The organism is Modicisalibacter sp. 'Wilcox', from assembly GCF_010993675.1.
GTDB classification, from domain to species: domain Bacteria; phylum Pseudomonadota; class Gammaproteobacteria; order Pseudomonadales; family Halomonadaceae; genus Modicisalibacter; species Modicisalibacter tunisiensis.
Window position 1 is genome coordinate 34112 of record NZ_WNXF01000002.1, and the last position, 22539, is coordinate 56650.

19 protein-coding genes and 1 riboswitch are annotated in these 22539 nt (G+C 68.6%); of the genes, 5 read left to right on the top strand and 14 right to left on the bottom strand.

Going from position 1 to position 22539, the window contains the following annotated elements; all coding sequences use genetic code 11:
* Positions 1-4: 4 nt before the first annotated feature.
* Positions 5-87: riboswitch (S-adenosyl-L-homocysteine riboswitch) on the bottom strand.
* Positions 88-282: 195 nt separating this feature from the next.
* Positions 283-675, bottom strand: a complete 393-nt coding sequence (locus tag G7A98_RS02110; protein WP_163647843.1) for a hypothetical protein — start codon at positions 673-675, stop codon at positions 283-285.
* A gap of 256 nt (positions 676-931) precedes the next feature.
* Positions 932-2152, bottom strand: coding sequence for a methionine adenosyltransferase (metK, locus tag G7A98_RS02115; protein WP_163647844.1), 1221 nt, complete (start codon positions 2150-2152; stop codon positions 932-934).
* Between the two features lie 532 nt (positions 2153-2684).
* Here metK and tkt point away from each other — a divergent pair.
* A complete protein-coding gene (gene tkt, locus G7A98_RS02120; RefSeq protein ID WP_163647845.1) occupies positions 2685-4679 on the top strand; it encodes a transketolase in 1995 nt (664 codons plus the stop codon).
* Between the two features lie 117 nt (positions 4680-4796).
* On the opposite strand, the gene G7A98_RS02125 is transcribed toward tkt, so the two are convergent.
* From G7A98_RS02125 to glnA, 10 genes are all read right to left on the bottom strand, one after another.
* On the bottom strand, positions 4797-5849 hold the full coding sequence (locus G7A98_RS02125) for a class I fructose-bisphosphate aldolase (protein ID WP_163647846.1): 1053 nt from the start codon (positions 5847-5849) through the stop codon (positions 4797-4799).
* A gap of 234 nt (positions 5850-6083) precedes the next feature.
* A complete protein-coding gene (locus G7A98_RS02130; protein ID WP_163647847.1) occupies positions 6084-7586 on the bottom strand; it encodes a tripartite tricarboxylate transporter permease in 1503 nt (500 codons plus the stop codon).
* Between the two features lie 13 nt (positions 7587-7599).
* Positions 7600-8073, bottom strand: a complete 474-nt coding sequence (locus G7A98_RS02135; protein WP_163647848.1) for a tripartite tricarboxylate transporter TctB family protein — start codon at positions 8071-8073, stop codon at positions 7600-7602.
* Positions 8070-9065 (bottom strand): tripartite tricarboxylate transporter substrate-binding protein, encoded by a 996-nt coding sequence (locus tag G7A98_RS02140; RefSeq protein WP_163647849.1) that lies wholly within the window; start codon positions 9063-9065, stop codon positions 8070-8072. Before G7A98_RS02140 ends, G7A98_RS02135 begins: the two co-directional genes overlap by 4 nt.
* A 22-nt stretch (positions 9066-9087) precedes the next feature.
* Positions 9088-10317, bottom strand: a complete 1230-nt coding sequence (locus G7A98_RS02145) for a CoA transferase (protein ID WP_163647850.1) — start codon at positions 10315-10317, stop codon at positions 9088-9090.
* 5 nt (positions 10318-10322) lie between these two features.
* Positions 10323-11273, bottom strand: a complete 951-nt coding sequence (locus G7A98_RS02150; protein WP_163647851.1) for a hydroxymethylglutaryl-CoA lyase — start codon at positions 11271-11273, stop codon at positions 10323-10325.
* Between the two features lie 184 nt (positions 11274-11457).
* A complete protein-coding gene (gene glnG, locus G7A98_RS02155; protein ID WP_163647852.1) occupies positions 11458-12867 on the bottom strand; it encodes a nitrogen regulation protein NR(I) in 1410 nt (469 codons plus the stop codon).
* Between the two features lie 85 nt (positions 12868-12952).
* Entirely contained in the window at positions 12953-13996 is a 1044-nt protein-coding gene (gene glnL / locus G7A98_RS02160) for a nitrogen regulation protein NR(II) (protein WP_163647853.1), read from the bottom strand.
* Between the two features lie 192 nt (positions 13997-14188).
* A complete protein-coding gene (locus G7A98_RS02165) occupies positions 14189-14785 on the bottom strand; it encodes a DUF4124 domain-containing protein (protein WP_163647854.1) in 597 nt (198 codons plus the stop codon).
* A 135-nt stretch (positions 14786-14920) separates the two neighbouring features.
* Positions 14921-16330, bottom strand: coding sequence for a glutamate--ammonia ligase (gene glnA, locus G7A98_RS02170; protein WP_163647855.1), 1410 nt, complete (start codon positions 16328-16330; stop codon positions 14921-14923).
* A gap of 512 nt (positions 16331-16842) precedes the next feature.
* Here glnA and G7A98_RS02175 point away from each other — a divergent pair.
* Entirely contained in the window at positions 16843-17448 is a 606-nt protein-coding gene (locus G7A98_RS02175; protein ID WP_163647856.1) for a hypothetical protein, read from the top strand.
* A 79-nt stretch (positions 17449-17527) separates the two neighbouring features.
* The gene (locus G7A98_RS02180) at positions 17528-18517 is read left to right on the top strand and encodes a polysaccharide deacetylase family protein (protein WP_163647857.1); all 990 of its coding nucleotides are present in this window, start codon (positions 17528-17530) and stop codon (positions 18515-18517) included.
* A gap of 10 nt (positions 18518-18527) precedes the next feature.
* On the opposite strand, the gene G7A98_RS16575 is transcribed toward G7A98_RS02180, so the two are convergent.
* Positions 18528-19142, bottom strand: a complete 615-nt coding sequence (locus G7A98_RS16575) for a periplasmic heavy metal sensor (protein ID WP_205596197.1) — start codon at positions 19140-19142, stop codon at positions 18528-18530.
* A 180-nt stretch (positions 19143-19322) separates the two neighbouring features.
* On the opposite strand from G7A98_RS16575, the gene typA reads away from it, so the two are divergent.
* Positions 19323-21149 carry a translational GTPase TypA gene (typA, locus tag G7A98_RS02190; protein ID WP_163647858.1) on the top strand — a complete coding sequence of 609 codons (1827 nt, stop codon included), beginning with the start codon at positions 19323-19325 and terminating at the stop codon, positions 21147-21149.
* 220 nt (positions 21150-21369) lie between these two features.
* Positions 21370-21996: an OmpW family outer membrane protein gene (locus G7A98_RS02195; protein ID WP_163647859.1), complete on the top strand. Its 627-nt coding sequence runs from the start codon at positions 21370-21372 to the stop codon at positions 21994-21996.
* 51 nt (positions 21997-22047) lie between these two features.
* Here G7A98_RS02195 and G7A98_RS02200 read toward each other — a convergent pair whose 3' ends face one another.
* Positions 22048-22509: a DUF2231 domain-containing protein gene (locus tag G7A98_RS02200; protein ID WP_163647860.1), complete on the bottom strand. Its 462-nt coding sequence runs from the start codon at positions 22507-22509 to the stop codon at positions 22048-22050.
* Positions 22510-22539: the final 30 nt, after the last annotated feature.

The window sequence follows — 22539 nt, forward strand, 5'->3', positions numbered from 1 at the left end:
TCCGGGGGAATGGGCGCCGTTGCGATTGACGACCGCCTGTCCGAGCCTCGCGCATGGGTCTCATGCGCTGCAGCGCCCCTCGGACGGCAGCTTCACGACTCCGATACGGCACGCGACCGTGCCAGCAGTTCACTACAGGATGGCCGGGTTTGCAATCGCGTCGCCTACGCGCATGTCGCCTGCACGCAGTCACCCCCCGCAGGGGGGTCGGTACTGAAAGAGAACGGGGCGACCGTGATGGCCGCCCCGGAGGACAACGATGGCGGTCAGGCGTCCATCGTCCTACTGGGTGGTGTCCTCCTCGTCGCTGCCGGCCTCGCCGGTACCGGTTTCCTGGGTCGTCGAGCCGTCACCGCCGGAGCCGTTCTGCATCTCGCCGGTGGTACTCGCGCTGTCGCCCGAGTCGCTCTGCATGTCCATGTTGTCGCTGGAGTCGGCCATGTCACCCGTCTGGCCGGTCTCCGAGGAAGTGCTGTTCTGCGAGGTGCTCGATGCCTCGCTCGTGCCGGTGGCGGAACCCTCCGTCGAGCCGGACGACGCGGTGCTCGACGTCTCGGTGGCCGTGGACGACTGGCCGCCGTCACCGGCCGCGTCATCGCTGTCGTCGCCGCAGCCGGCCAGCAGCACGGCGGAGAGAGCCAGCGCGGCAATCCAGGGTATCTTGCGATCTAGCATGGTCGAATCCTCATTCCGTGGATAAACGAACCCTTCATTGTCATTCCCTGATGGACCTGTTGTTCTCTCAGCGTAGACGGCCCCTGCCCGTTTCCCCAAACCGCGAGTGCGAGTCCCGGGCCCGGGCAGGCACGGCCTTCTCGAACACTGTTCGACATCGCATGATGGCATGGGTTCCCCTTGCGGCGCCAGCCCGACGCAAGATGCCCCGCACGGGGCGGGGCATCGAGGGAAGGCGGTCGCTGGTGGCGCCGGCTCAGAGGTCGGCGGCAGCGCGCAGCGCCTCGGCACGGTCGAGCTTCTCCCACGGGAAGGCGGTGAAGGTCTCGTGCTGGGTCTCGCCGTTGACGTCGGTCCAGGTATAGGTGTGCTCGAACGGCTCGCGACCGAAGTGGCCGTAGGAGGCGGTCAGCTGATACATGGGATGCTGCAGGTCGAGCATGCGGGTGATCGCGTAGGGACGCAGGTCGAAGTGCTCGCGCACCAGCTCGATGATCCTGTCGTCGCTGATCCGGCCGGTGCCGAAGGTGTTGATCGACACAGAGGTCGGCTCGGGAACCCCGATCGCGTAGGAGACCTGGATCTCGCACTTGTCGGCCAGCCCGGCGGCGACCACGTTCTTGGCCACGTAGCGCCCGGCATAGGCGGCGCTGCGGTCGACCTTGGAGGGGTCCTTGCCGGAGAAGGCGCCGCCGCCGTGACGCGCCATGCCGCCGTAGGTGTCGACGATGATCTTGCGCCCGGTGAGCCCGCAGTCGCCGACCGGCCCGCCGATCACGAACTTGCCGGTGGGGTTGATGTGGTACTTGGTGGACGACGTCAGCCACTCGGCCGGCAGCACCTGCTCGATGATCTCGCGGCGCACCATCTTGCGCAGGTCGTCCTGGTCGATCTCCGGGTCATGCTGGGTCGAGAGCACCACCGCGTCCACCGCCACCGGCTTGCCGTCCTCGCCGTAGCGGAAGGTCACCTGGCTCTTGGCGTCCGGGCGCAGCCACGGCAGCATGCCGTTCTTGCGCAGCTCCGACTGACGCTCGACCAGCCGGTGCGCGTAGTGGATCGGCGCCGGCATGTAGGACTCGGTCTCGTTGGTCGCGTAGCCGAACATCAGCCCCTGGTCCCCGGCGCCCTGATCCTCGGGCTTGGTGCGGTCGACGCCCTGGGCGATGTCCACGCTCTGCTTGCCGATCAGGTTGAGCACACCGCAGGTCTCGCCGTCGAAGCCGACATCCGAGGAATCGTAGCCGATGTCCAGGATCACCTTGCGCACCAGGTCCTCGAGGTCGACCCAGGCGCTGGTGGTGATCTCGCCGGCGACGATCGCCACCCCCGTCTTGACCATGGTTTCGCAGGCCACGCGTGCCTGCTTGTCGCGGGCGATGATGGCGTCCAGCACCGCGTCGGAAATCTGGTCGGCGATCTTGTCCGGATGCCCTTCGGACACGGATTCGGATGTGAACAGGGAGTATTCGCTCATGACGTGCTCGACCCTCTCTTAGGCTGTCCGTTAGCGTCAGATGATGAAGGGTGACTTGCTGCGGCGTCACGCCCCTGAGACGACAGGGCGGCAACGTGCGACCTTCCGGCACGGCGACGACACCGCCGGGCCCGGGGGTCCCGAGTCTACACGCTGCCCGACCGGCTGCCTAGCGAGGCCCCGCCACGCGGGCCCGGGGCAAGCGCAGATAGCGGCATGCTCAGGCTGAACCGGCAACAGGTCTACGAGGGGCGCTATAAACCCATCCATGGGCGCTACTTTGGCCATCCATGGCCAAAAACCCCCTCTAGGACCTGTTCCCGGTCCCTCGTCCTGAAGAACGTCGATAGCCCCGCCACACGGGCCGTGGCGATTTGATGGCAGGCGGCTTCTCGGCGACAATACGGCGCTGATTTCCGCGCGTCGCCCGCCCGGCGGCGCGCTCCAGCCAATCAGGAAGAGGTACGCGGCCACCCGACCCTCACGCACAGCCGCGACCGCTGCCCATTTGCCGCAGGCGAGGAGCTAGAGAATGCCGTCCCGTTTCGAGTTGGCGAATGCCATCCGCGCGCTGTCCATGGACGCCGTGCAGAAGGCCAAGTCAGGCCACCCCGGTGCCCCCATGGGCATGGCCGACATCGCCGAGGTGCTGTGGAACGATTACCTCAAGCACAATCCGGCCAACCCGCACTGGGCCGACCGCGACCGCTTCGTGCTGTCCAACGGTCACGGCTCGATGCTGCTCTATTCGCTGCTTCACCTGTCCGGCTACGACGTCACCCTGCAGGACCTGCAGAACTTCCGTCAGCTGCACTCGCGCACGCCGGGCCACCCGGAGCTGGGCTACACCCCGGGCGTGGAGACCACCACCGGCCCGCTCGGCCAGGGCCTGGCCAATGCCGTGGGCATGGCCATCGCCGAGCGCACCCTGGCGGCACAGTTCAACCGCCCCGGCCACACCGTGGTCGACCATCACACCTACGTGTTCCTGGGCGACGGCTGCCTGATGGAGGGCATCTCCCACGAGGCCTGCTCGCTGGCCGGCACCCAGGGCCTGGGCAAGCTGATCGCCTTCTACGACGACAACGGCATCTCCATCGACGGCGAGGTCGAAGGCTGGTTCACCGACGACACCGCCAAGCGCTTCGAGGCCTACGGCTGGCATGTGGTGCCCAACGTCGACGGTCACAAGCCCGAGGAGATCAAGGCGGCCATCGAGATGGCGCGCACTCACGACGACCGCCCCAGCCTGATCATCTGCAAGACGGTCATCGGCTTCGGCGCGCCCAACAAGCAGGGCACCGAGTCCTGCCATGGCGCTCCGCTGGGCGACGACGAGATCGCCGCGGCGCGTCAGCAGCTGGGCTGGCCGCATCCGCCCTTCCACGTGCCCGAGGCGCTCTACGGCGCCTGGGACGCCACCGAGCGCGGCGCGGCCGTCGAGCAGGACTGGCAGAGCCGCTTCGAGCGCTACCAGGCCGAGCACCCGGAACTCGCCAAGGAGCTCAGCCGGCGCCTCAAGGGCGAGCTGCCCAGCCCGCTGTCCAGCGAGAAGCTCATCCAGGACGCCCAGGAGAAGGCCGAGACCCTGGCCAGCCGCAAGGCCTCGCTGGGCTGTCTCAACGCGCTCGGCCCGCAGCTGCCCGAACTGCTCGGCGGCAGCGCCGACCTGGCACCGTCCAACCTGACCTTCTGGAAGGGCGCCCGCGCCATCAATCGTGACCATCACGACGGCAACTACCTGCACTACGGGGTCCGCGAGTTCGCCATGGGCGCGATCATGAACGGCATCAGCGCCCACGGCGGCTTCATTCCCTACGGCGCCACCTTCCTGACGTTCATGGAGTACATGCACAACGCGGTGCGCATGGCCGCGCTGATGAATCGCCAGGCAATCTACGTGTTCACCCACGACTCCATCGGCCTGGGCGAGGACGGCCCCACCCACCAGCCGATCGAGCAGCTCAGCGCCCTGCGCTCGACCCCCAATCTCTCGACCTGGCGCCCGTGCGACGCCACCGAGACCGCCGCCGCCTGGCATTCCGCCCTGCACCGCCGCGGCGCGCCCACCGCGCTGGTGTTCTCGCGCCAGAATCTCGCCGCCCAGCAGCGCGACAAGCACCAGCTGGCCGACATCCAGCGCGGCGGCTACGTGCTCAAGGACAGCGACGACCCGGCCGAGGCGGTGCTGATCGCCACCGGCTCCGAGGTCGACCTGGCGATGCAGGCCGCCGATGAGCTGGAGGCCAGGGGCAAGGCGATCCGTGTGGTGTCGATGCCGTCGACCGACACCTTCGACGCCCAGCCGCAGAGCTACCGCGACAGCGTGCTGCCGCCGGCCCAGCGCAAGCGGGTGGCCATCGAGGCCAGCCATCGCGCCTACTGGTACAAGTACGTGGGGCTGGACGGGCGCATCATCGGCATGAACAGCTTCGGCGAATCCGCCCCGGCGGGCGATCTGTTCAAGTACTACGGCTTCACCGTCGACAACGTCGTCGCCGAGGTCGAGGCGCTGCTCGCGGAATGACCGCGCGTCGCCGCTGACACCGGACGCGGCGAGAAAGCAACAGGGGGCACGGCCATCGGCCGTGCCCCCTGTCGTTTCGGACCCGCTGCTTCAGGCCACTGATGAACCGCGGGCGCGTCAGGCCACGGTCACGTCCTTCGCCAGATAGACGTCCTGGATGGCATTGAGCAGCTCGACGCCTTCCTTCATCGGCTTCTGAAACGCCTTGCGACCGGAGATCAGGCCCATGCCGCCGGCCCGCTTGTTGATCACCGCGGTGCGCACCGCCTCGCCCAGGTCGGAATGGCCCTTGGAGCCGCCGCCCGAGTTGATCAGGCCGATGCGCCCCATGTAGCAGTTGGCCACCTGATAGCGCGCCAGGTCGATGGGGTTCTCGGAGGTCAGCTCGTCGTAGACCTTGTCATGAGTGTGACCGAAGCCCACTGCCCGATAGCCGGCGTTGGTCTCGGCCAGCTTCTGCTTGACGATGTCCGCCTTGAGGGTGGCCGCCAGATGGATCGCCTGGCCGGTCAGGTCCGAGGCGACATGGTAGTCGGTGCCGTCCTTCTTGAAGGCCGGGTTGCGCAGGTAGGCCCACAGCACCGTGACCATGCCCAGCTCGTGGGCGCGTTCGAAGGCCTCGCTGATCTCCTCGATCTGGCGCCGGCTTTCCGGCGAGCCGAAGTAGATGGTCGCGCCGACCGCCACACAGCCCATGGCATGCGCCTGCTCCACCTGGGCGAACAGCGTCTGGTCGTAGAGCGCCGGGTAGGTCAGCGTCTCGTTGTGATTGAGCTTGAGCATCATCGGGATCTTGTGGGCGTAGCGCCGCGCCACCGACGACAGCACCCCCAGCGTCGAGGCCACGCAGTTGCAGCCGCCCTCGATCGCCAGCTCGATGATGTTGGCCGGGTCGAAGTAGAGCGGGTTGGGGGCGAAGGAGGCGCCCGCGGAGTGCTCGATGCCCTGATCGACCGGCAGGATGCTCACGTAGCCGGTACCGCCCAGCCGTCCGTGGTTGAAGATCGACTGGAGGTTGCGCAGCACGTGCGGGCTGCGATCGGTATCGGTCATCACCCGATCGATGAAGTCCGGTCCCGGCAGGTGCAGGGTATCCCGGGGGAAGCCCCGGCAGGTGTGGTTGAGCAGGCTGTCGGCCTCGTCACCCAGCAGCTTGGCGATATCCGTCATGATCTTGCGCTCCTCCCTAGAGAGTGGTCCTTGCAATACCCGCGATCGCGGGGTCCATCCTCCCATCTTGACGTCTCGCGCGAATGCTTTCCAGCCTGAAGGCATAGCGCCGCCTCGACTCGGGCTAACACGGCGACAGGTCTGCGAACGGGGCCGGCCCGGGGCGCCATGAACCTTTCCCAGGCCCCCTTGCCATCCCCAACCTCGATTTCCCCTGACTTGCAGGCCCGGCGGTCACCCCGCCTCGGGCGTTCGCCTGATCCACCAGGCGTAGACCAGCCCGGCCACCATCAGGGTGGCGGCGAAGGCATAGATGCCCACCGAGATGCCGCTGCCGACCAGGATGCTCCAGTCGCCGCCGGAGATCGCCAGGGCACGGCGCAGGTTGAACTCCATCTCCCCGCCCAGCAGCAGCCCCAGCACCACCGGCACGGCCGGCATGTGCAGCTTGCGCAGCCCATAGCCGAGCACGCCGAACGCCAGCATGACGTAGAGATCGAAGGGGCTGTTGTTGAGCGAGTAGACGCCCACGAACGCCACCAGGATCACCACCGGCATCAGCAGCCACGAGGGCGCGCGCAGCACCCGGGCAAACAGCCCGACCAGCGGCACGTTCAGCACCAGCAGCATGACGTTGCCGATGAACAGCGCCGCCACCAGCCCCCACACCATGTCGGGCTGCTGATCGAACAGCAGCGGCCCCGGCGTGATGTTCATGGACAGCAGCAGCGCCAGCAGGATGGCCGTCGTCCCGCTGCCCGGAATGCCCAGCGACAGCATGGGGATCAGCGCACCGCCGGCGGCGGCATTGTTGCCGGCCTCGGGGGCCGCCACGCCGCGCGGGTCGCCGTTGCCGAAGTCACCCTGGCGCCCCAGCCAGCGCTTCTCCAGCGTGTAGGAGAGGAAGCTGCCCAGCGAGGCCCCGGCGCCCGGCAGCACGCCGGCGATGAAGCCGATCAGCGAGCCGCGGGCGATGGTCGCCTTGCACGCCCCGGCGCGGCGCATGCCGGGGATCGCCGAGCCCAGCTCGCGGCTGGCGCCGGTGGTCTGGTGGCGATCCTCGAGGAAGAGCAGGCACTCCGAGATGGCGAACAGCCCGACCAGCGCGGCGATGAAGTCGATGCCGTCATACAGCTCGTACCAGCCGAAGGTGTAGCGCGACACGCCGCTGGCCGGGTCGAGCCCCACGGTGCCCAGCAGCAGGCCCAGGCAGGCGGCCAGCAGGCTCTTGGTGAAGCTGCCGCTGGTCACGCCGCCGATGGTGGCGAAGGCCAGCATGAACAGCGCGAAGTACTCGGCGGGGCCGAAGCGGATGGCAAACCCCACCAGCAGCGGCGCGAAGAGTGTCAGACCGATGGTCGCCACGGTGGCGCCGACGAACGAGGCCACGGCGGACAGACCCAGCGCCTCGCCGCCGCGCCCCTTGAGCGCCATCGGGTAGCCGTCGAGGGTGGTCATCATCGCCGGCTCGTCGCCGGGGATGTTGAGCACGATCGAGCTGATGCGCCCGCCGTACATGGTGCCGTAGTAGACGCTGACCAGCAGGATCAGCGCGGCGGTGGGCGACAGCCCGAAGTTGAACGCCAGCGGGATCAGCAGCGCCACGCCGTTGACCGGCCCCAGCCCCGGCAGAGCCCCGATCAGCGTGCCCACGGCACAGCCGATCAGGGCCAGAAGCAGGTTCTGGGGCTCGAGGGCGACCGCGAACCCGTGCAGCAGAAAGCCGAGAATCTCCATGTCATGTCCGCTCTCAGAGGCCGAGGCCGGGGATGTCGGGCAGCGGAATGCCCAGCGCGAACTCGAACAGCAGGTAGAGGATGACAGTCAGCGACGCGCCGCTGACCAGGGCCTGCCGCCAGGCGGCATCGAACAGCCGCATCAGCAGCACGCTGCCGACCAGCGTCGCCGGCAGAAAGCCCCAGGGCTCGAGAAAGGCGGCGTAGCCGCCCAGCAGCACCAGCAGCCCGGCCTGGCGCAGCAGCGCCGCCCGCCCGGGCCAGCGCGCATTGATGCCGGGTCGAATCAGCAGGTACAGCGCCAGCAGCCCCAGGGGGACGCAGACCAGCCGCGGGAACACATCCGGCCCCACCGCCTGACGAAAGCCGGTCACGAAGGTCCGGGCATGCCACCAGGCCGCGACCGCCAGCAGCACGAGCACGGCCCCGGCGATGCGATCGCCGAGGGCCGAGGCGTGAGACGACGGCGAAGGCACTTCTGCCGTCACTGGATGACCCCGATCTCCCGGGAGATGCTTTCGACCTTGTCGGCCGTGTCACGCACGAAGGTGTTGAACTCGTCACCACCGCGCCACAGCGGCACCAGACCGTTGCGTTCGGCGACCTGCTTCCATTCCGGCGAATCGTAGAGCGTCTTCAGGGTGTCGACCATCGACTGGTAGTCGGCATCCGAGACGTCACCGCCGGTGTAGAAGCCGCGCCAGTTGTAGCCGGTCACGTCATAGCCCTGCGACACCGCCGTCGGCAGATCCTCGAAGGGCGGCGCCAGCGGCTTGTCGGCGAGTACGGCCAGCACGCGGGCATCGCCCGACTTGATGAAGCCCGCGATCTCGCCCAGGTCCGTGGACACGGCGTCCACGTGTCCGCCCATCATCTGGGTCACGGCGGGGCCGCCGCCATCGAACTGCACCCAGCGCACGCTGCCGATCTGGTCATCGGGCAGCCCCGCCGCCTCGGCGAGCATCAGCGCGCGGATATGGTCCCAGCCGCCGACCCCGCTGGAGCCGGCCATGACCACCGACGAAGGATCGTCGACCATCGCCTCGAGCAGGCCGTCGAGGGACTGGTAAGGGCTGTCGTCATCGACCAGCACCACGCCCACGTCGGTGCCCAGCATGCCCAGCCAGCGCATGGTGTCGACGCCGCCGGGATAGCGCCCCTGGGCGATCTGGGTGATCCCCACGGTGCTGGTGGCCACGATCAGGTCGCTGTCGTCGGCGCGCTTGCCGGCGACGTTGGAAAACGCCACGGCGCCCACCCCACCGGGCATGTTAACCACCTTCACGGGGTTGTCGACCAGGTCGAGATCGTAGAGCAGCTTGCCGACGCTGCGGCAGGTGAAGTCCCAGCCGCCGCCCGGGTCGGCCGGGGCGATGCACTCGCTGATGGGCAGCGCCTGGCTCGGCGTGCTGACGCTCAGGCCCAGCCCCAGCAGGGCCGCGGCGGCGACGGTGTGCAGGGATCGCGGAGAGATAGCCATGTTGTTGTTCCTTGTGTCGGTGTCATCTCGGGGTCGCTGGAAGGTCGAGGGTGCCGATCACGCCCTCGTCGTGCAGTGCCTGGATGGCCGCGTCATCGAGCCCCAGCCCGGCCAGAATCTCGCGGGTGTGTTCCCCCAGGGCCGGCACATGACGGTAGATTGCGGCCGGCGCCTCGCTCATCTTCACCGGGAAGCCGGTGGTAGGCACCCGGCCGTGTTCGCCCTGATCGAGCTCCAGGCGCATCTGCTGGGCCTGGACCTGGGGGTCGTCGAAGGTCTCGCGCAGGCTGTGGACGCGCCCGCAGGGCACCCCGGCCGCGTTGAGGTGCTCGATCCATTCCGCCACGCGGCGCGTGCCGATGACCGCGTTGAGCCGTTCGCGCAGCGCCTCGCGATGCGCCATGCGCTGACGGTTGTCGGCGAAGCGCGGGTCGTCGAGCAGCTCGAGGCAGTCCAGCGCGCGCAGCAGCCGCTCGACCATGGCATCGTTGCTGGGCGCGATCGCCACGGCGCCGTCGCTGGCCTTGAACAGGCCGTAGGGATAGACCATGGGATGGTCGTTGCCGGTGCGCGCCGGCACCTTGTCGGTGGCGAAATACTCCGCGGCGAGATAGCCCATCATGCTGATCAGGCCGTTGGTCAGGGCGGTCTCGACGATGTCGCCCTGGCCGGTGCGTTCACGGCGCACCAGCGCGGCACAGATGCCGAAGGCCAGGTTCTGGCTGGCGACCATGTCGCTGAGCGGCGGCGCGGCGCGCATGGGCTCGCCGTCGGCCGGGCCGTTGACGCTCATGAAGCCGCTCATGGCCTGGGCGATGAAGTCGTAGGCCGGGCGGTCGCGATACGGCCCCTCGGAGCCGAAGCCGTTGATGCGCCCCACCACCAGCCGCGGAAAACGCTCGCGCAGCGTGGCGTCGTCCAGCCCCATCCTGCCCAGCACGCCGGGGCGAAAGTTCTCGACCAGCACATCGGCATCCTCGAGCAGCCGCCAGAGGATCGCCTTGCCGCGCGCGCTGCGCAGGTCCAGCGTCAGCGAGCGCTTGTTGCGATTGAACTGGGCGAAGTACCAGCTGAAGCCCCGGACCTTGTTGCCCTGGGAGCGCACCACGTCGCCGTGTTGCGGCGGCTCGATCTTGATCACGTCGGCGCCGTGGTCGCCGAGCATCTGGGTACAGAAGGGGCCGGAAATCACCCGCGTGAGGTCGATGACGCGGATGCCCTCGAGGGAGCCGGTCGTCGGCGATGCCTGCATCCTGCCTACCCCCGGGCCGTGGCGACGGCGTCGCCGTCGCTGAGTGACAGCCGTGGCCCGGCCCTGGACACCTGGGCGGGCAACGCTCGGCCCATCAGCCGCGAGGCCAGCCCCGACGCCTCGATCAGGGCCGGCAGATCGATGCCGGTGTCGATGCCCATCTCGGTAAGCAGGTAGACCAGGTCCTCGCTGGCGATATTGCCGGTGGCCCCGGGCGCGAAGGGGCAGCCGCCCAGCCCGCCGATGGAACTCTCGTAACGGGCGATGCCCAGCGACAGCCCCTGCATCACGTTGGCCAGGCCGATGCCGCGGGTATTGTGGAAGTGCAGGGTCGGCGACAGGGAGGGCGCCACCTCGCGCAGGTGGCGAATGCGTTCCGTGACCAGCGGCGGCGTCGCCATGCCGGTGGTGTCGCCCAGCGACACGCGCCGCGCGCCGAGATCGACGAAGGCGCGGGCGATGTCGCCCACCGCGGCGACGTCGACATCGCCCTCGAAGGGACAGCCGAAGGCCGTGGCGATGGCACCGCGCAGCTCGACGCCGCTGCCGTCGAGCAGTCGCGCGATCTCCGTGAACCCGGCAAGCGAGGCGGCGATGTCGCGATTGACGTTCCGGGCGTTGTGGGTCTGCGAGGCCGAGACGAACAGCACCACCGAGTCGACACCGGCGGCGAGCGCCCGTTCGGCACCGCGCACGTTGGGCACCAGCGCCGACCAGTGCACGCCCTGGACATCCTCCAGCGCCGCCACCAGCTCCGCGGCATCGGCCAGCGCGGGCACCGCCCGCGGGCTGACGAAGGAGGTCAGCTCGAACTCGCGCACCCCGGCAGCCACCAGCGCACGCACCAGCGCCACCTTGTCCTCGGTACTCAGGTGCCGCGCTTCGTTCTGCAGGCCATCGCGCAGGCCCACTTCGGTGACGTGCACTCGCGATGGCATCGGCTGGGGCTGATCCATGGCAGGGGTGACCTCGTAAACCAGATTGCCGGTGGTATATGAGCCTACCCTTGCCAAGCCGCGTCGCAAAAGCGCGACTTTGGTCGTTCGTGACAGGCCCGAAACCCTCGACTACGCCGCGTCGCGCCGCCCCGGCCCTCGAGTCGTTGCCTCACTCCTCAGGCCGAGACGACGACGTCACTGTTCACTCCTCGGCCAGCGCCGGCAGCAGCACCTTCAATTTCCGGGTCAGGGTGTTGCGCCCCCAGCCCAGCAGCTCGGCGGCTTCCCCCTTGCGTCCGCCGGTGTGCTTGAGCGCGGTCTCGATGAGGATGCGCTCGAAGTCCGGCACCGCCTCCTCCAGCAGGTGGGTGTGGCCGGCGGCCAGCGCCCGGTCGGCCCACTCGCGGAAGGCGCCGCGCCAGTCGCCACCGGCGGCCTCGGCACCCTCGACGTCGCGCAGCTCCGGCGGCAGGTCGTCGACGAGCACCTCGCGGCCCGAGGCCATCACCGTCAGCCAGCGGCAGGTGTTCTCGAGCTGACGCACGTTGCCCGGCCAGGCCAGCCGGGTGAGGTGCTGCTCGGCCTCGCGGGTCAGCACCTTGGGTTCGGTGGCCAGCTCCCTGGCGGCCTCGGCGAGGAAGTGCTGGGCCAGCCGCGGGATGTCCTCGCGACGCTCGGCGAGCCGCGGCAGGTGCACGCGGATCACGTTGAGGCGGTGGAACAGATCCTCGCGGAAGCGCCCGTCCTCGACCAGCTTCTCGAGGTTCTGGTGGGTGGCGGCGATGATCCGCACGTCGACCTTGACCGGGGTGTGGCCGCCGACGCGATAGAACTCGCCGTCGGCCAGCACGCGCAGCAGGCGGGTCTGGGTGTCGGGCGGCATGTCGCCGATCTCGTCGAGGAACAGCGTGCCGCCGTCGGCCTGCTCGAAGCGCCCGCGGCGCTGGGCGGTGGCCCCGGTGAAGGCGCCCTTCTCGTGGCCGAACAGCTCGGACTCCATCAGGTCCTTGGGGATCGCCGCCATGTTCAGGGCGATGAACGGGTGCGCCCGGCGCGGGCTGTGCTGGTGCAGCGCCTGGGCGACCCGCTCCTTGCCGGTCCCCGACTCGCCGTTGATCAGCACGGTGATGTGCGACTGCGAGAGCCGGCCGATGGCGCGGAACACCTCCTGCATGGCCGGCGCCTCGCCGATGATCTCGGTGGTCAGCCCCTCCGGCGCGCTGGCTGGCGCCTGACGCTCGCGGGCGTGGGCCACCGCCCGGCGCACCAGCGCCAGCGCCTCGTCGACGTCGAACGGCTTGGGCAGGTACTCGAAGGCCCCGCCCTGGTAGGAGGCCACCGCGCTGTCCAGGTCGGAGTGCGCGGTCATCACGATCACCGGCAGGTCCGGATGGGCCTCGCGCAGCCGCGCCATCAGGTCCAGGCCGTCCAGCCCCGGCATGCGGATATCGGTGAGCAGCACGTCCGGCGGCTGGCGCAGCAGGCTTTCCAGCGCCGTGTCGGCGCGGTCGAAGCTGGTCACGTCCAGGTCGGGCTGGGCCAGGGCGCGCTCCAGCACCCAGCGAATGGCACGGTCGTCGTCGACGATGACGATACGAGCGGCGTCGGTCATAAAGCCCTCCAGCGGGTAGCAGCGGGTTCGCCTCCGGCGAACGTCACGAGGGGCGCGCCGGTGGCGCGATGGGGTAGCGGCCGGCTCACGCGGAACACGCCAGCGGAATCAGCAGGCGGAACTCCGTGCACCCGGGCTGCGAGTCGCACTCGATCAGCCCCTGGTGCTGATGCAGGATCGACTGGGCGATCGACAGCCCCAGCCCGCTGCCCTCGGCGCGGCCCGAGACCATCGGGTAGAACAGCGTCTCCTGGAGCGCGGGGGGAATCCCGGGGCCGTTGTCGATCACCGCCACCTCGCAGACCAGCCGATGGCGCTCGGCGCCCAGGGTGAACTGGCGCCGGGCCCGGGTGCGCAGCGTCAGCCGCGGTGCGTCGACGGCGCTTTCCTCCAGGGCCTGAACGGCGTTGCGGGCGACGTTGAGCACCGCCTGGATCAGCTGTGCCTCGTCGCCGTGCAGGTCCGGCAGGCTGGGGTCGTAGTCGCGCGCGTAGTCGACCCGCGGATGCTCGGCCTCGAGCAGTGCCCGCACCCGCTCGAGTACCTTGTGGATGTTGAGCGGCTCGTGGCCAACGAGGCGATTGGGGCCGAGCATGCGGTCGACCAGGTCGCGCAGGCGGTCGGCCTCCTCGACGATCACCCGGGTGAACTCGGCCAGCTGCGGGTCCGGCAGGTCGCGCTCGAGCAGCTGGGCGGCGCCGCGGATGCCGCCCAGCGGATTCTTGATCTCGTGAGCCAGCCCGCGCGAGAGCACCTTGATGGTCTCCTGACGGGTGATCAGCGCCTCCTCCCGGGAGATGCGCATCAGCCGGTCGCGAGGCTCGATCTCGAGCAGCAGCTCATTGTCCGACAGCGGCGTGGCCGTGAAGTCCACCGTGACCGGCTCGCCGCCGGCGGGCAGCAGCACGGCCTCGCGCTGGGTGAAGGGGTGCTGCGCCGCCAGCGCCTTGGTCAGCACCGCCGCGATGGCGCCGCCGTCGCCCTCCAGGCAGTCCAGGCGCGTGCCCCGGACCCGGCTCTCGCTGACCGCCAGCAGCGCCTCGGCGGCGGGATTCAGCCAGCGCACGCGCAGCGCATCGTCCAGGTAGACGACCGCGGTGGTCAGGTTCTCCAGCAGGCGTTGATACATGGGCGCTCTCCCCGTCGGGACATCTCACGACAAGCACTGCAAGAAGCGCGCCATGCCGGGCAGCCCGACAGCCAGCGGGATGGACGCCGGTGGCGCGCCCTTTCACGCACCATTATGGTGCATTTGTGCGTGCAGCGCTGCGCCGGGGTGGCGACACCGGCGTGTCGAGCGGGAGAAGCAGCGACCCGCCGTTCAGGGCGAGCGGGCGGGATTGTTGGGGTTGGCGGGCAGGTGGACGCTGGCACGCTGCACGTAGAGGGTCACCGGTGCACTGCGATGGCGCACCTGCCCCCGGGCGTCGAGCAGCTCCGCCTGCAGGGTGTGCTCGCCGCGCACCAGCCCCGTGACCATGAACACCCGGGCGTGCAGCGCCGACTGGCTGACCCGGCCGTCGACGAGCAGGCGCACCTTGTGATCCGGGCGCAGGGCGGGCTCGATGGCCAGCGCCACCTGGACATTGCCGGCGGCGCCGGTGGGCAGCGTCTCGCCATCCTCGGGCTGCGCGATGCGAAAGGTGGTGTAGGGCATGAACGGCGTGTCGGCACCCGCCGGTGGCCGTGCCGTGTCGCGCCCGGTGTCACGCGCCGCGGGTTCGCGCACGGGGGCGGACGGCAGCACGCTCAGCGGCTCCAGCTCGACGCGCTCGCCCTGCTCCACCGGCCGGTCGGTGAAGACCACGTTGCCCTGGGCATCGGTGGTGCGATAGACGCTGGCCGCCGAGGCGACGCCCGGCACGGTGCTGAAAACCAGGCAGACGGCCGGCAGCATGGCCGACAGGCAGCGGTTCATGGGAGCCCTCCTCCATGGCGTGGCGACACGGCCGCGTGTTCCGTCCGAGTGTAACGCAAAAAAAGAGCCCGCCGGTTGGCGGGCTCCGTGTCGCGGCACGTCCGGCGCGCGAGTGCGCCGGACGGGGACGCGGGATCAGCAGCTGTAGTAGAGGTCGAACTCCACCGGGTGCGTCGCCATGCGCAGGCGCTGGACGTCTTCTTCCTTGAGCTCGATGTAGGCATCGATCATGTCGTCGGTGAACACGCCGCCTTCGGTGAGGAAGGCCCGGTCGTTGTCCAGGGCTTCCAGGGCCTGGTCGAGGCTGTTGGCCACGGTCGGCACCTTCTTGCCCTCTTCCGGCGGCAGGTCGTAGAGGTTCTTGTCCATCGCGTCGCCGGGATGGATCTTGTTCTTGATGCCGTCGATGCCCGCCATCAGCATCGCCGCGAAGGCCAGGTAGGGGTTGGCGGTCGGGTCGGGGAAGCGAGCCTCGACGCGCTTGCCCTTGGGGCTGGCGGTGTACGGGATACGGATGGACGCGGAGCGGTTGCGCGCGCTGTAGGCGAGCATGACCGGCGCCTCGAAGCCCGGCACCAGACGCTTGTAGGAGTTGGTGGAGGCGTTGGTGAAGGCGTTCAGGGCCCGTGCGTGCTTGATGATGCCACCGATGTAGTACAGCGCCATCTCGGACAGGCCGGCGTACTCGTCACCGGCGAACTGGTTGCTGCCGTCCTTCCAAAAGGACTGGTGGACGTGCATGCCGGAGCCGTTGTCGCCGACGATGGGCTTGGGCATGAAGGTCGCGGTCTTGCCGTAGGCATGGGCCACGTTGTGGACCACGTACTTGAGCTCCTGGACCTCGTCGGCCTTCTTGACCAGGGTGTTGAACTTCACGCCGATCTCGTTCTGGCCGGCGTTGGACACCTCGTGGTGATGAACCTCCACCGACTGGCCGATCGCCTCCAGGGTGTTGCACATCGCGCTGCGGATGTCGTGGAAGCTGTCCACCGGCGGGACCGGGAAGTAGCCGCCCTTGACCCGCGGGCGGTGGCCCAGGTTGCCGCCTTCCACGTTGGTGGAATCGGTGGCCCAGGCGCCTTCCTCGGAGGTGATCTTGTACATCGCGCCCTGGAGATCGGTCTTCCAGTGCACTTCGTCGAAGATGAAGAACTCCGGCTCCGGGCCGAAGAAGGCGGTATCGCCCAGGCCGGTGGACTGCAGATAGGCCTCGGCGCGCTTGGCGATGGAACGCGGATCGCGCTCGTAGCCCTGCATGGTGGCCGGCTCGATGATGTCGCAGCGCAGCACCAGGGTGGCGTCCTCGGTGAACGGATCGAGGAAGCCGGAACCGTCTTCCGGGCGCAGGATCATGTCGGACTCGTTGATGCCCTTCCAGCCTTCGATGGAGGAGCCATCGAACATCTGGCCGTTCTCGAAGAACTCTTCATCGACGGCACCGGCCGGAATCGTGACGTGCTGCTCCTTGCCCTTGGTGTCGGTGAAGCGCAGGTCCACCCACTTGACGTCGTGTTCTTCGATCAGGGCGAGTGTCTTCTCAGACATGATGTCCTCCACAAATGAGCCGATGGCTTGCGTGTCCAGCGTCGTTGTAGCACGCCGCATCAGGATTGCCCATGACGTGCCGTTCTGAAAAATGAAATGCAGACACCGTGCCAAGATGGCGCACTCCCCGGCCAGCCCTCTCCAACCCCTTGAAATTCTGCGACAAACCGCGCCCCTGCCGAGGCGAGAAGCGATCACAAATGCCGAGACCGGAATGGCATGCACCCGTTTTTGCCACACTCGTGCACCATGAACGATCATACGCCCCCGCTAAAGCACCATAATGGTGCATGCGCTCACGGCGGCCCGACCATCTCGCCCCGATGGGTCTTCTCAGCCATGCGCACAGGGAAAAATCAGCCACGAAGGCGTGCAAAATCAGCAGGCTGCCACATTGATACTTTCTGAAACCACTGGCTACGCTTTATTACAAACAACGCGCGGGACGGCAGGGCACGCTGGAGACACCGAGACCGAGCGCCACGGGCACCGTGCTGCGGGCGGCTGGCAACATGGCAACCCGGCAACCCGGCCAGCACCGTCACTGGGGCGCCATCATGCATTCCTACAGTGTCATCCTCGACGCCCGGCGCGGCTACGCGCGGCTGGGGCGCTGCCTGGCCGGCCTCGCGCGAGACTTCGACCAGACGCCCGCCCGCCACGAGATCTGGCTGCTGCTCGACAAGCCCCGCAGCCGGGTCGAGCGGCTGGCCGACACCCATGGCGCCCGGCTGCTGTTGCTGCCCGACCTGCCCCGCGGCCAGCGCCTCAACATCGCCGCCAACCGCAGCCAGGCCGACGTCCTGCTGTTTCTCGACCCGGCGACTGACCCGCCGCCGGGCTGGCTGGTCCTGGTCGACCAGGCGCTGGGCGCGTCGCAGTGGGACGTGGTCGCCCTGGTCAGCGACGGCTGGCGCGCCATGCACTGGCTGTCGCGCCTGCCCGGCGGCGGACGCATCCGGCTGCTGGCGATGCGCCACAGCTGGTTCGAACGGGTCGGCGGCTTCGACCCGGAGCGGGAAGGCACGGCCGAGCGCGATCTGCTGGCCCGCCTGCGCGCCTGTCACGCCAGCGTGCTGCAACGACGGGCGGATGACGGCCAGCCGGCGGCGGGGTGAACCGCACCGTCGCCTGCCGTGCGATAGACTGACGAGACACGGAGGTGGCGCGCGACGGACGCGCGGGGAGGAAAAGGCCATGAACGGGCTGGATATGGCGCAGGAACTGACCTGTCGCCTGCGCGGTCACTGGCGGCGCAGCCAGGCGGAACCGCTGTGGGGGCGCAGTGCGATTCTCGTGCTGCCCCGGGTGCTGCCCAGCGATGCCGAGGCCCGGCTACCGCATCGTGCCCCCTGGTGCCTGGGGCGAGAGAGCCTGGAGCGGCTGCTGATCAACCTGAGCGACATCGCCCGGCTGGTCTGCCTGGGCACCGCGCTGCAACCCCATCATGACCCGCAGGCGCGCATCGCCCTGACCTTCGATGCCGGCTGGCGCAGCACGCTCGAGGTGGCCATGCCGCTGCTCGCGCACTACGCCATTCCCGCCAGCGTGTTCCTGAGCACCGGCTGGTTGCGCCATCCGCGGGGCTGCTGGCGTCTGACCATCGGCGAAGGCCTGTGGGAAGGCCACGGCGCCCGGCACATCCACGACACCCTGGCCGACGCCGGCCTGCCGCTGCCGCCGCTGCCGCCCGCGTCCCCCGACACTGCCTACAGCCGCGCCCTGGCCCGCTACCTGACGCAGCTCGAGCGACAGGACCCGCGCCGTCTCGCCGCGGTGGCCGACTACCTGCACGGCGAGCTGGGCCATGCGCCCCACAACCTCGACCCCTTCAGCATCCGTCGGCTGGAGCACGAGGGCCTGGTGCGCTTCGGCTGGCGCGGGGTGGGCCTGAACGACCTGGAACCCCTCGACGATGACGCCGTCCGCGGCCAGGTGAAGCGCGCGCGCAAGGAACTCGCCCAGTTATGCCGCGAGCCGCTGCCGGTCTTCGCCTACCCCGACCGGCAGCCCTCGCCGCGCCTGCGGCGGCTGGTCAGCCAGTGCGGCGTCAGCATGGCGCTGGCCGGGCAGGGCGGCTGGCTGTCGCCGCGCAGCGACCCGCTCGCCCTGCCCCGCATCCCGCTGACCCAGCCGCTGGCGCAGAGCCCCGGCCGGCTCTTCGACTACCTGCTCGGACAGTTGTGAGCCCGAACACTCACGGCGACTTGTCCTGCTGGCCCTGCTCCATCATCTGGTAGAGCTGTTCGTGCAGCTGACGGGCGTTCTCCTGCATCTGGCGCCGCAGGCGGAAGATCTCCGCATAGACCTTGCCGGCCTGTTCCGGGTCCGCCTTGTCGTCCAGAGACAGCTCACGCAGTCGCAGCCGCTGCTGCATCATCTGTTCCATCAACGGCTGCTGTTCCTTGTAGAAGTCGCGCTGGAGCTGGCGCAGCTTCTCGCGCTGCGGCCCCTGCAGCCATGCCGGGTCGCCCGCCATGCCGCGGCCATACCAGCCGCCGGCGTCATCGCCATCGTCGTCCATCATGCCGGGGCCCATGCCCGGGCCGTAGCCGCCCATCATCCCGGGACCATAGCCGCCCATCATGCCGGGGCCCATGCCGGCGCCGTAGCCGCCCATCATGCCGGGCCCCATGCCGGCACCGTAGCCACCCATCATCCCGGGGCCCATGCCGGCACCGTAGCCGCCCATCATGCCCGGTCCATAGCCGCCATGACCGAACCGGCCGTCCTCGTTGCCGTGAGCCAGCGCCAGGCCGGAACCCAGGCCCAGCGATGCGGCCAGCAAGCCACCCAAGAGCCATGCCTTCATCGTCTACCTCCTCGCGAGTCGTCTCGAAACCGTGCCTCTCCAGACTAGAAACAAGGCCGCCCCGACGGCTTGACGAGGGTCAAGACAGCGACAAAGTGGTCGAAAGCCGTGGCGAATGGTGGCAGTAGCCGGGGGCTAGCCACTATAATGCGCCCCCTATTTTCCCTGCAGGATCCCGTCGTGATCGAGAAACTTCGCAACATAGCCATCATCGCTCACGTCGACCACGGCAAGACCACCCTGGTCGACAAGCTCCTCCAGCAGTCCGGCACCCTGGACCGCAAGGCCGAGGGGCAGGAGCGCATCATGGACTCCAACGACCAGGAAAAGGAACGCGGCATCACCATCCTGGCCAAGAACACGGCGATCCGCTGGCAGGCACCCGACGACCAGGTCTATCACATCAACATCGTCGACACCCCGGGACACGCCGACTTCGGCGGCGAGGTGGAGCGCGTGATGTCGATGGTCGACTCGGTGCTGCTGCTGGTCGACGCCGTCGATGGCCCGATGCCGCAGACCCGCTTCGTCACCCAGAAGGCCTTCGACCAGGGCTTGAAGCCGATCGTGGTGGTCAACAAGATCGACCGCCCCGGCGCTCGCCCCGACTGGGTGATCGACCAGATCTTCGACCTGTTCGACAACCTCGGCGCCTCCGACGAGCAGCTCGACTTCCCGATCATCTACTGCTCGGCGCTCAACGGCATCGCTGGCCCCGAGCCGGACGCCCTCGCCGACGACATGACGCCGATGTTCCAGTCGATCATCGACATCGTCGAGCCGCCCAAGGTCGAGCTCGACGGCCCCTTCCAGATGCAGATCTCGGCGCTCGACTACTCGAGCTACGTCGGCGTCATCGGCCTGGGTCGCATCAAGCGCGGCAGCGTCAGCCCCAACCAGCAGGTCACGGTGCTCACCAAGGAGGGCAAGAGCCGCCGTGGCAAGATCGGCCAGGTGATGACCCACATGGGCCTCGAGCGGGTGCAGACCGAGCAGGCGGAAGCCGGCGACATCATCTGCATCACCGGCATCGAGGATCTGGCGATCTCCGACACGCTGTGCGACCCGAACGCCGTCGAGGCACTGCCGCCGCTGACCGTCGACGAACCCACCGTGTCGATGACCTTCCAGGTCAACGACTCGCCGTTCGCCGGCAAGGACGGCAAGTTCGTCACCAGCCGCAACATCCGCGACCGCCTCGAGCAGGAGCTGATCCACAACGTCGCGCTGCGCGTCGAGCAGGGCGAGTCGCCCGAGAAGTTCACCGTCTCCGGGCGCGGTGAGCTGCACCTGTCGGTGCTGATCGAGACCATGCGTCGCGAAGGCTACGAGCTGGCCGTGGGCCGCCCGGAAGTCATCATCAAGGAGATCGACGGCGTCCGGCAGGAGCCGTACGAAGAGGTCATCATCGACTGCGAGGAGCAGCACCAGGGCGCGGTGATGGAAGAGCTCGGCTACCGCAAGGGCGAGATGACCAACATGAACCCCGACGGCAAGGGGCGTGTGCGGCTGGACTTCATCATCCCCGCGCGCGGGCTGATCGGCTTCCGCGGCCAGTTCCTGACGCTGACCTCGGGCACCGGCATCCTCACCAGCCGCTTCGACCACTACGGCCCGCTCAAGCCCGACGCCGCCATCGAACGGCGCAACGGCGTGCTGGTCTCGATGGTGCCCGGCAAGGCGCTGGCCTACGCCCTCTACGCCCTGCAGGATCGCGGCAAGCTGATCATCGAGCACGGCACCGAGGTCTACGAAGGCATGCTGGTGGGCATCAACAACCGCGCCGACGACATGGTGGTCAACCCCACCAAGGCCAAGAAGCTCGACAACATGCGCGCCTCCGGCAACGACGAGAACATCGTCCTGACCCCGCCGGTGCGCTTCACCCTCGAGCAGGCGATCGAGTTCATCGACGACGACGAGCTCGTCGAGATCACGCCCAACCACATCCGTCTGCGCAAGAAGCTGCTGACCGAGAACGAGCGCAAGCGCGCCCGCAAGAAGTAAGCGCCACCCGCCTCACGACGACCCCGCCGGTGCCTCGCCCCGGCGGGGTCGTCGTTTCTTGACCTGAAACAAATTTCGCAAGTGCCGGGCGCACGACCCGACCCGGAACTTGTCCCAGCGCAAATACCCACACAAATTGAAGGGCTATTGTTGCGGAGCTTGTCCCGGCGGCGCGTCCCCTCGCGCGGCCATGATCCACCTCTGCTCAGGAGACTTCGAGATGCGCACCCCCGCCCTGCTTTCCGCCGCCCTGCTCGCCGCCGGCCTGATGACCAGCGCCTCCGCCCTCGCCTATGGCCAGGGCGACCTGTTCACCCGCTTCGGCATCGCCAAGGTCGACCCCACCGGCGACAACGGCCGCTTCAGCGACCTGGGGCTCGACGTCGATGTCGGTGACGACAGCGCCTTCGCCTTCACCCTCGGCTACCGCTTCACCGACAAGCTGGGTATCGAGCTGCTCGCCGCCCAGCCCTTCGAGCACGACATCGCGCTCAACGGCGACAACCTCGCCTCCACCAAGCACCTGCCGCCGACCCTGACCCTGCAGTACTACCCGCTGGGCGGCACCACCTCGCGCGTGCAGCCCTATCTCGGCGCCGGCATCAACTACACCCACTTCTCCGACGAGACACTCGATGTCGGCAAGCTCAACCTCGACGATTCCTGGGGCGCCGCCGCCCAGGTCGGCGTCGACCTGCTGATCGACGAGCACTGGGCGCTCAACGCCGCCGCCTGGTATCTCGACATCAACAGCGACGCCACCGCCACCGTCGGCGGCGTGAACTACGACGCCAACGTCGAGATCGATCCGGTGGTGGTGATGGGCGGACTCAGCTTCCGCTTCTGAGTCCGTGTCAGCCAGCCCCGGCATGTCGGCCGGGGCTGCGCGCAGACGCCGTCAGGGATGTGCCGCCGCGACGTTGACGCCGATCTCGTAGACCAGATCGCCGCCGCGATCCGCGGTCATCAGCATCAGCACGACCCCTGCCAGGCCCGCCAGCGGCATGACCCAGGACAGCGCCCGGTTGAGGGCGATCCGCCGCCAGTAGATCACCGCCTGGACCAGGGTGAGCAGCCCGAACACGGTCAGCGTGGTCATCGCCAGTTCCTCGTGGGCCTCGATGGGCGCCGTGGGGAAGCCCTTCTCCCGGGCGATATCGAAGGCCGCATCGCCGAAACCGGCCGCGACAAGCCCGCCGAGCGTGCCCAGCACCAGCAGCCACAGCGACGCCTTCTGCCAGCTGCGTCGCCGCTCGAACGTCTCGCCGCGCAACACCACCAGCCCCTGACAGGCCACGGCCAGCATCCAGAGCACGATGGGAAAATGGACCAGCATGGGATGAATATGGGCCAGCGACATCGGGTACCTCCCGTTACCGAGGCATGGCCG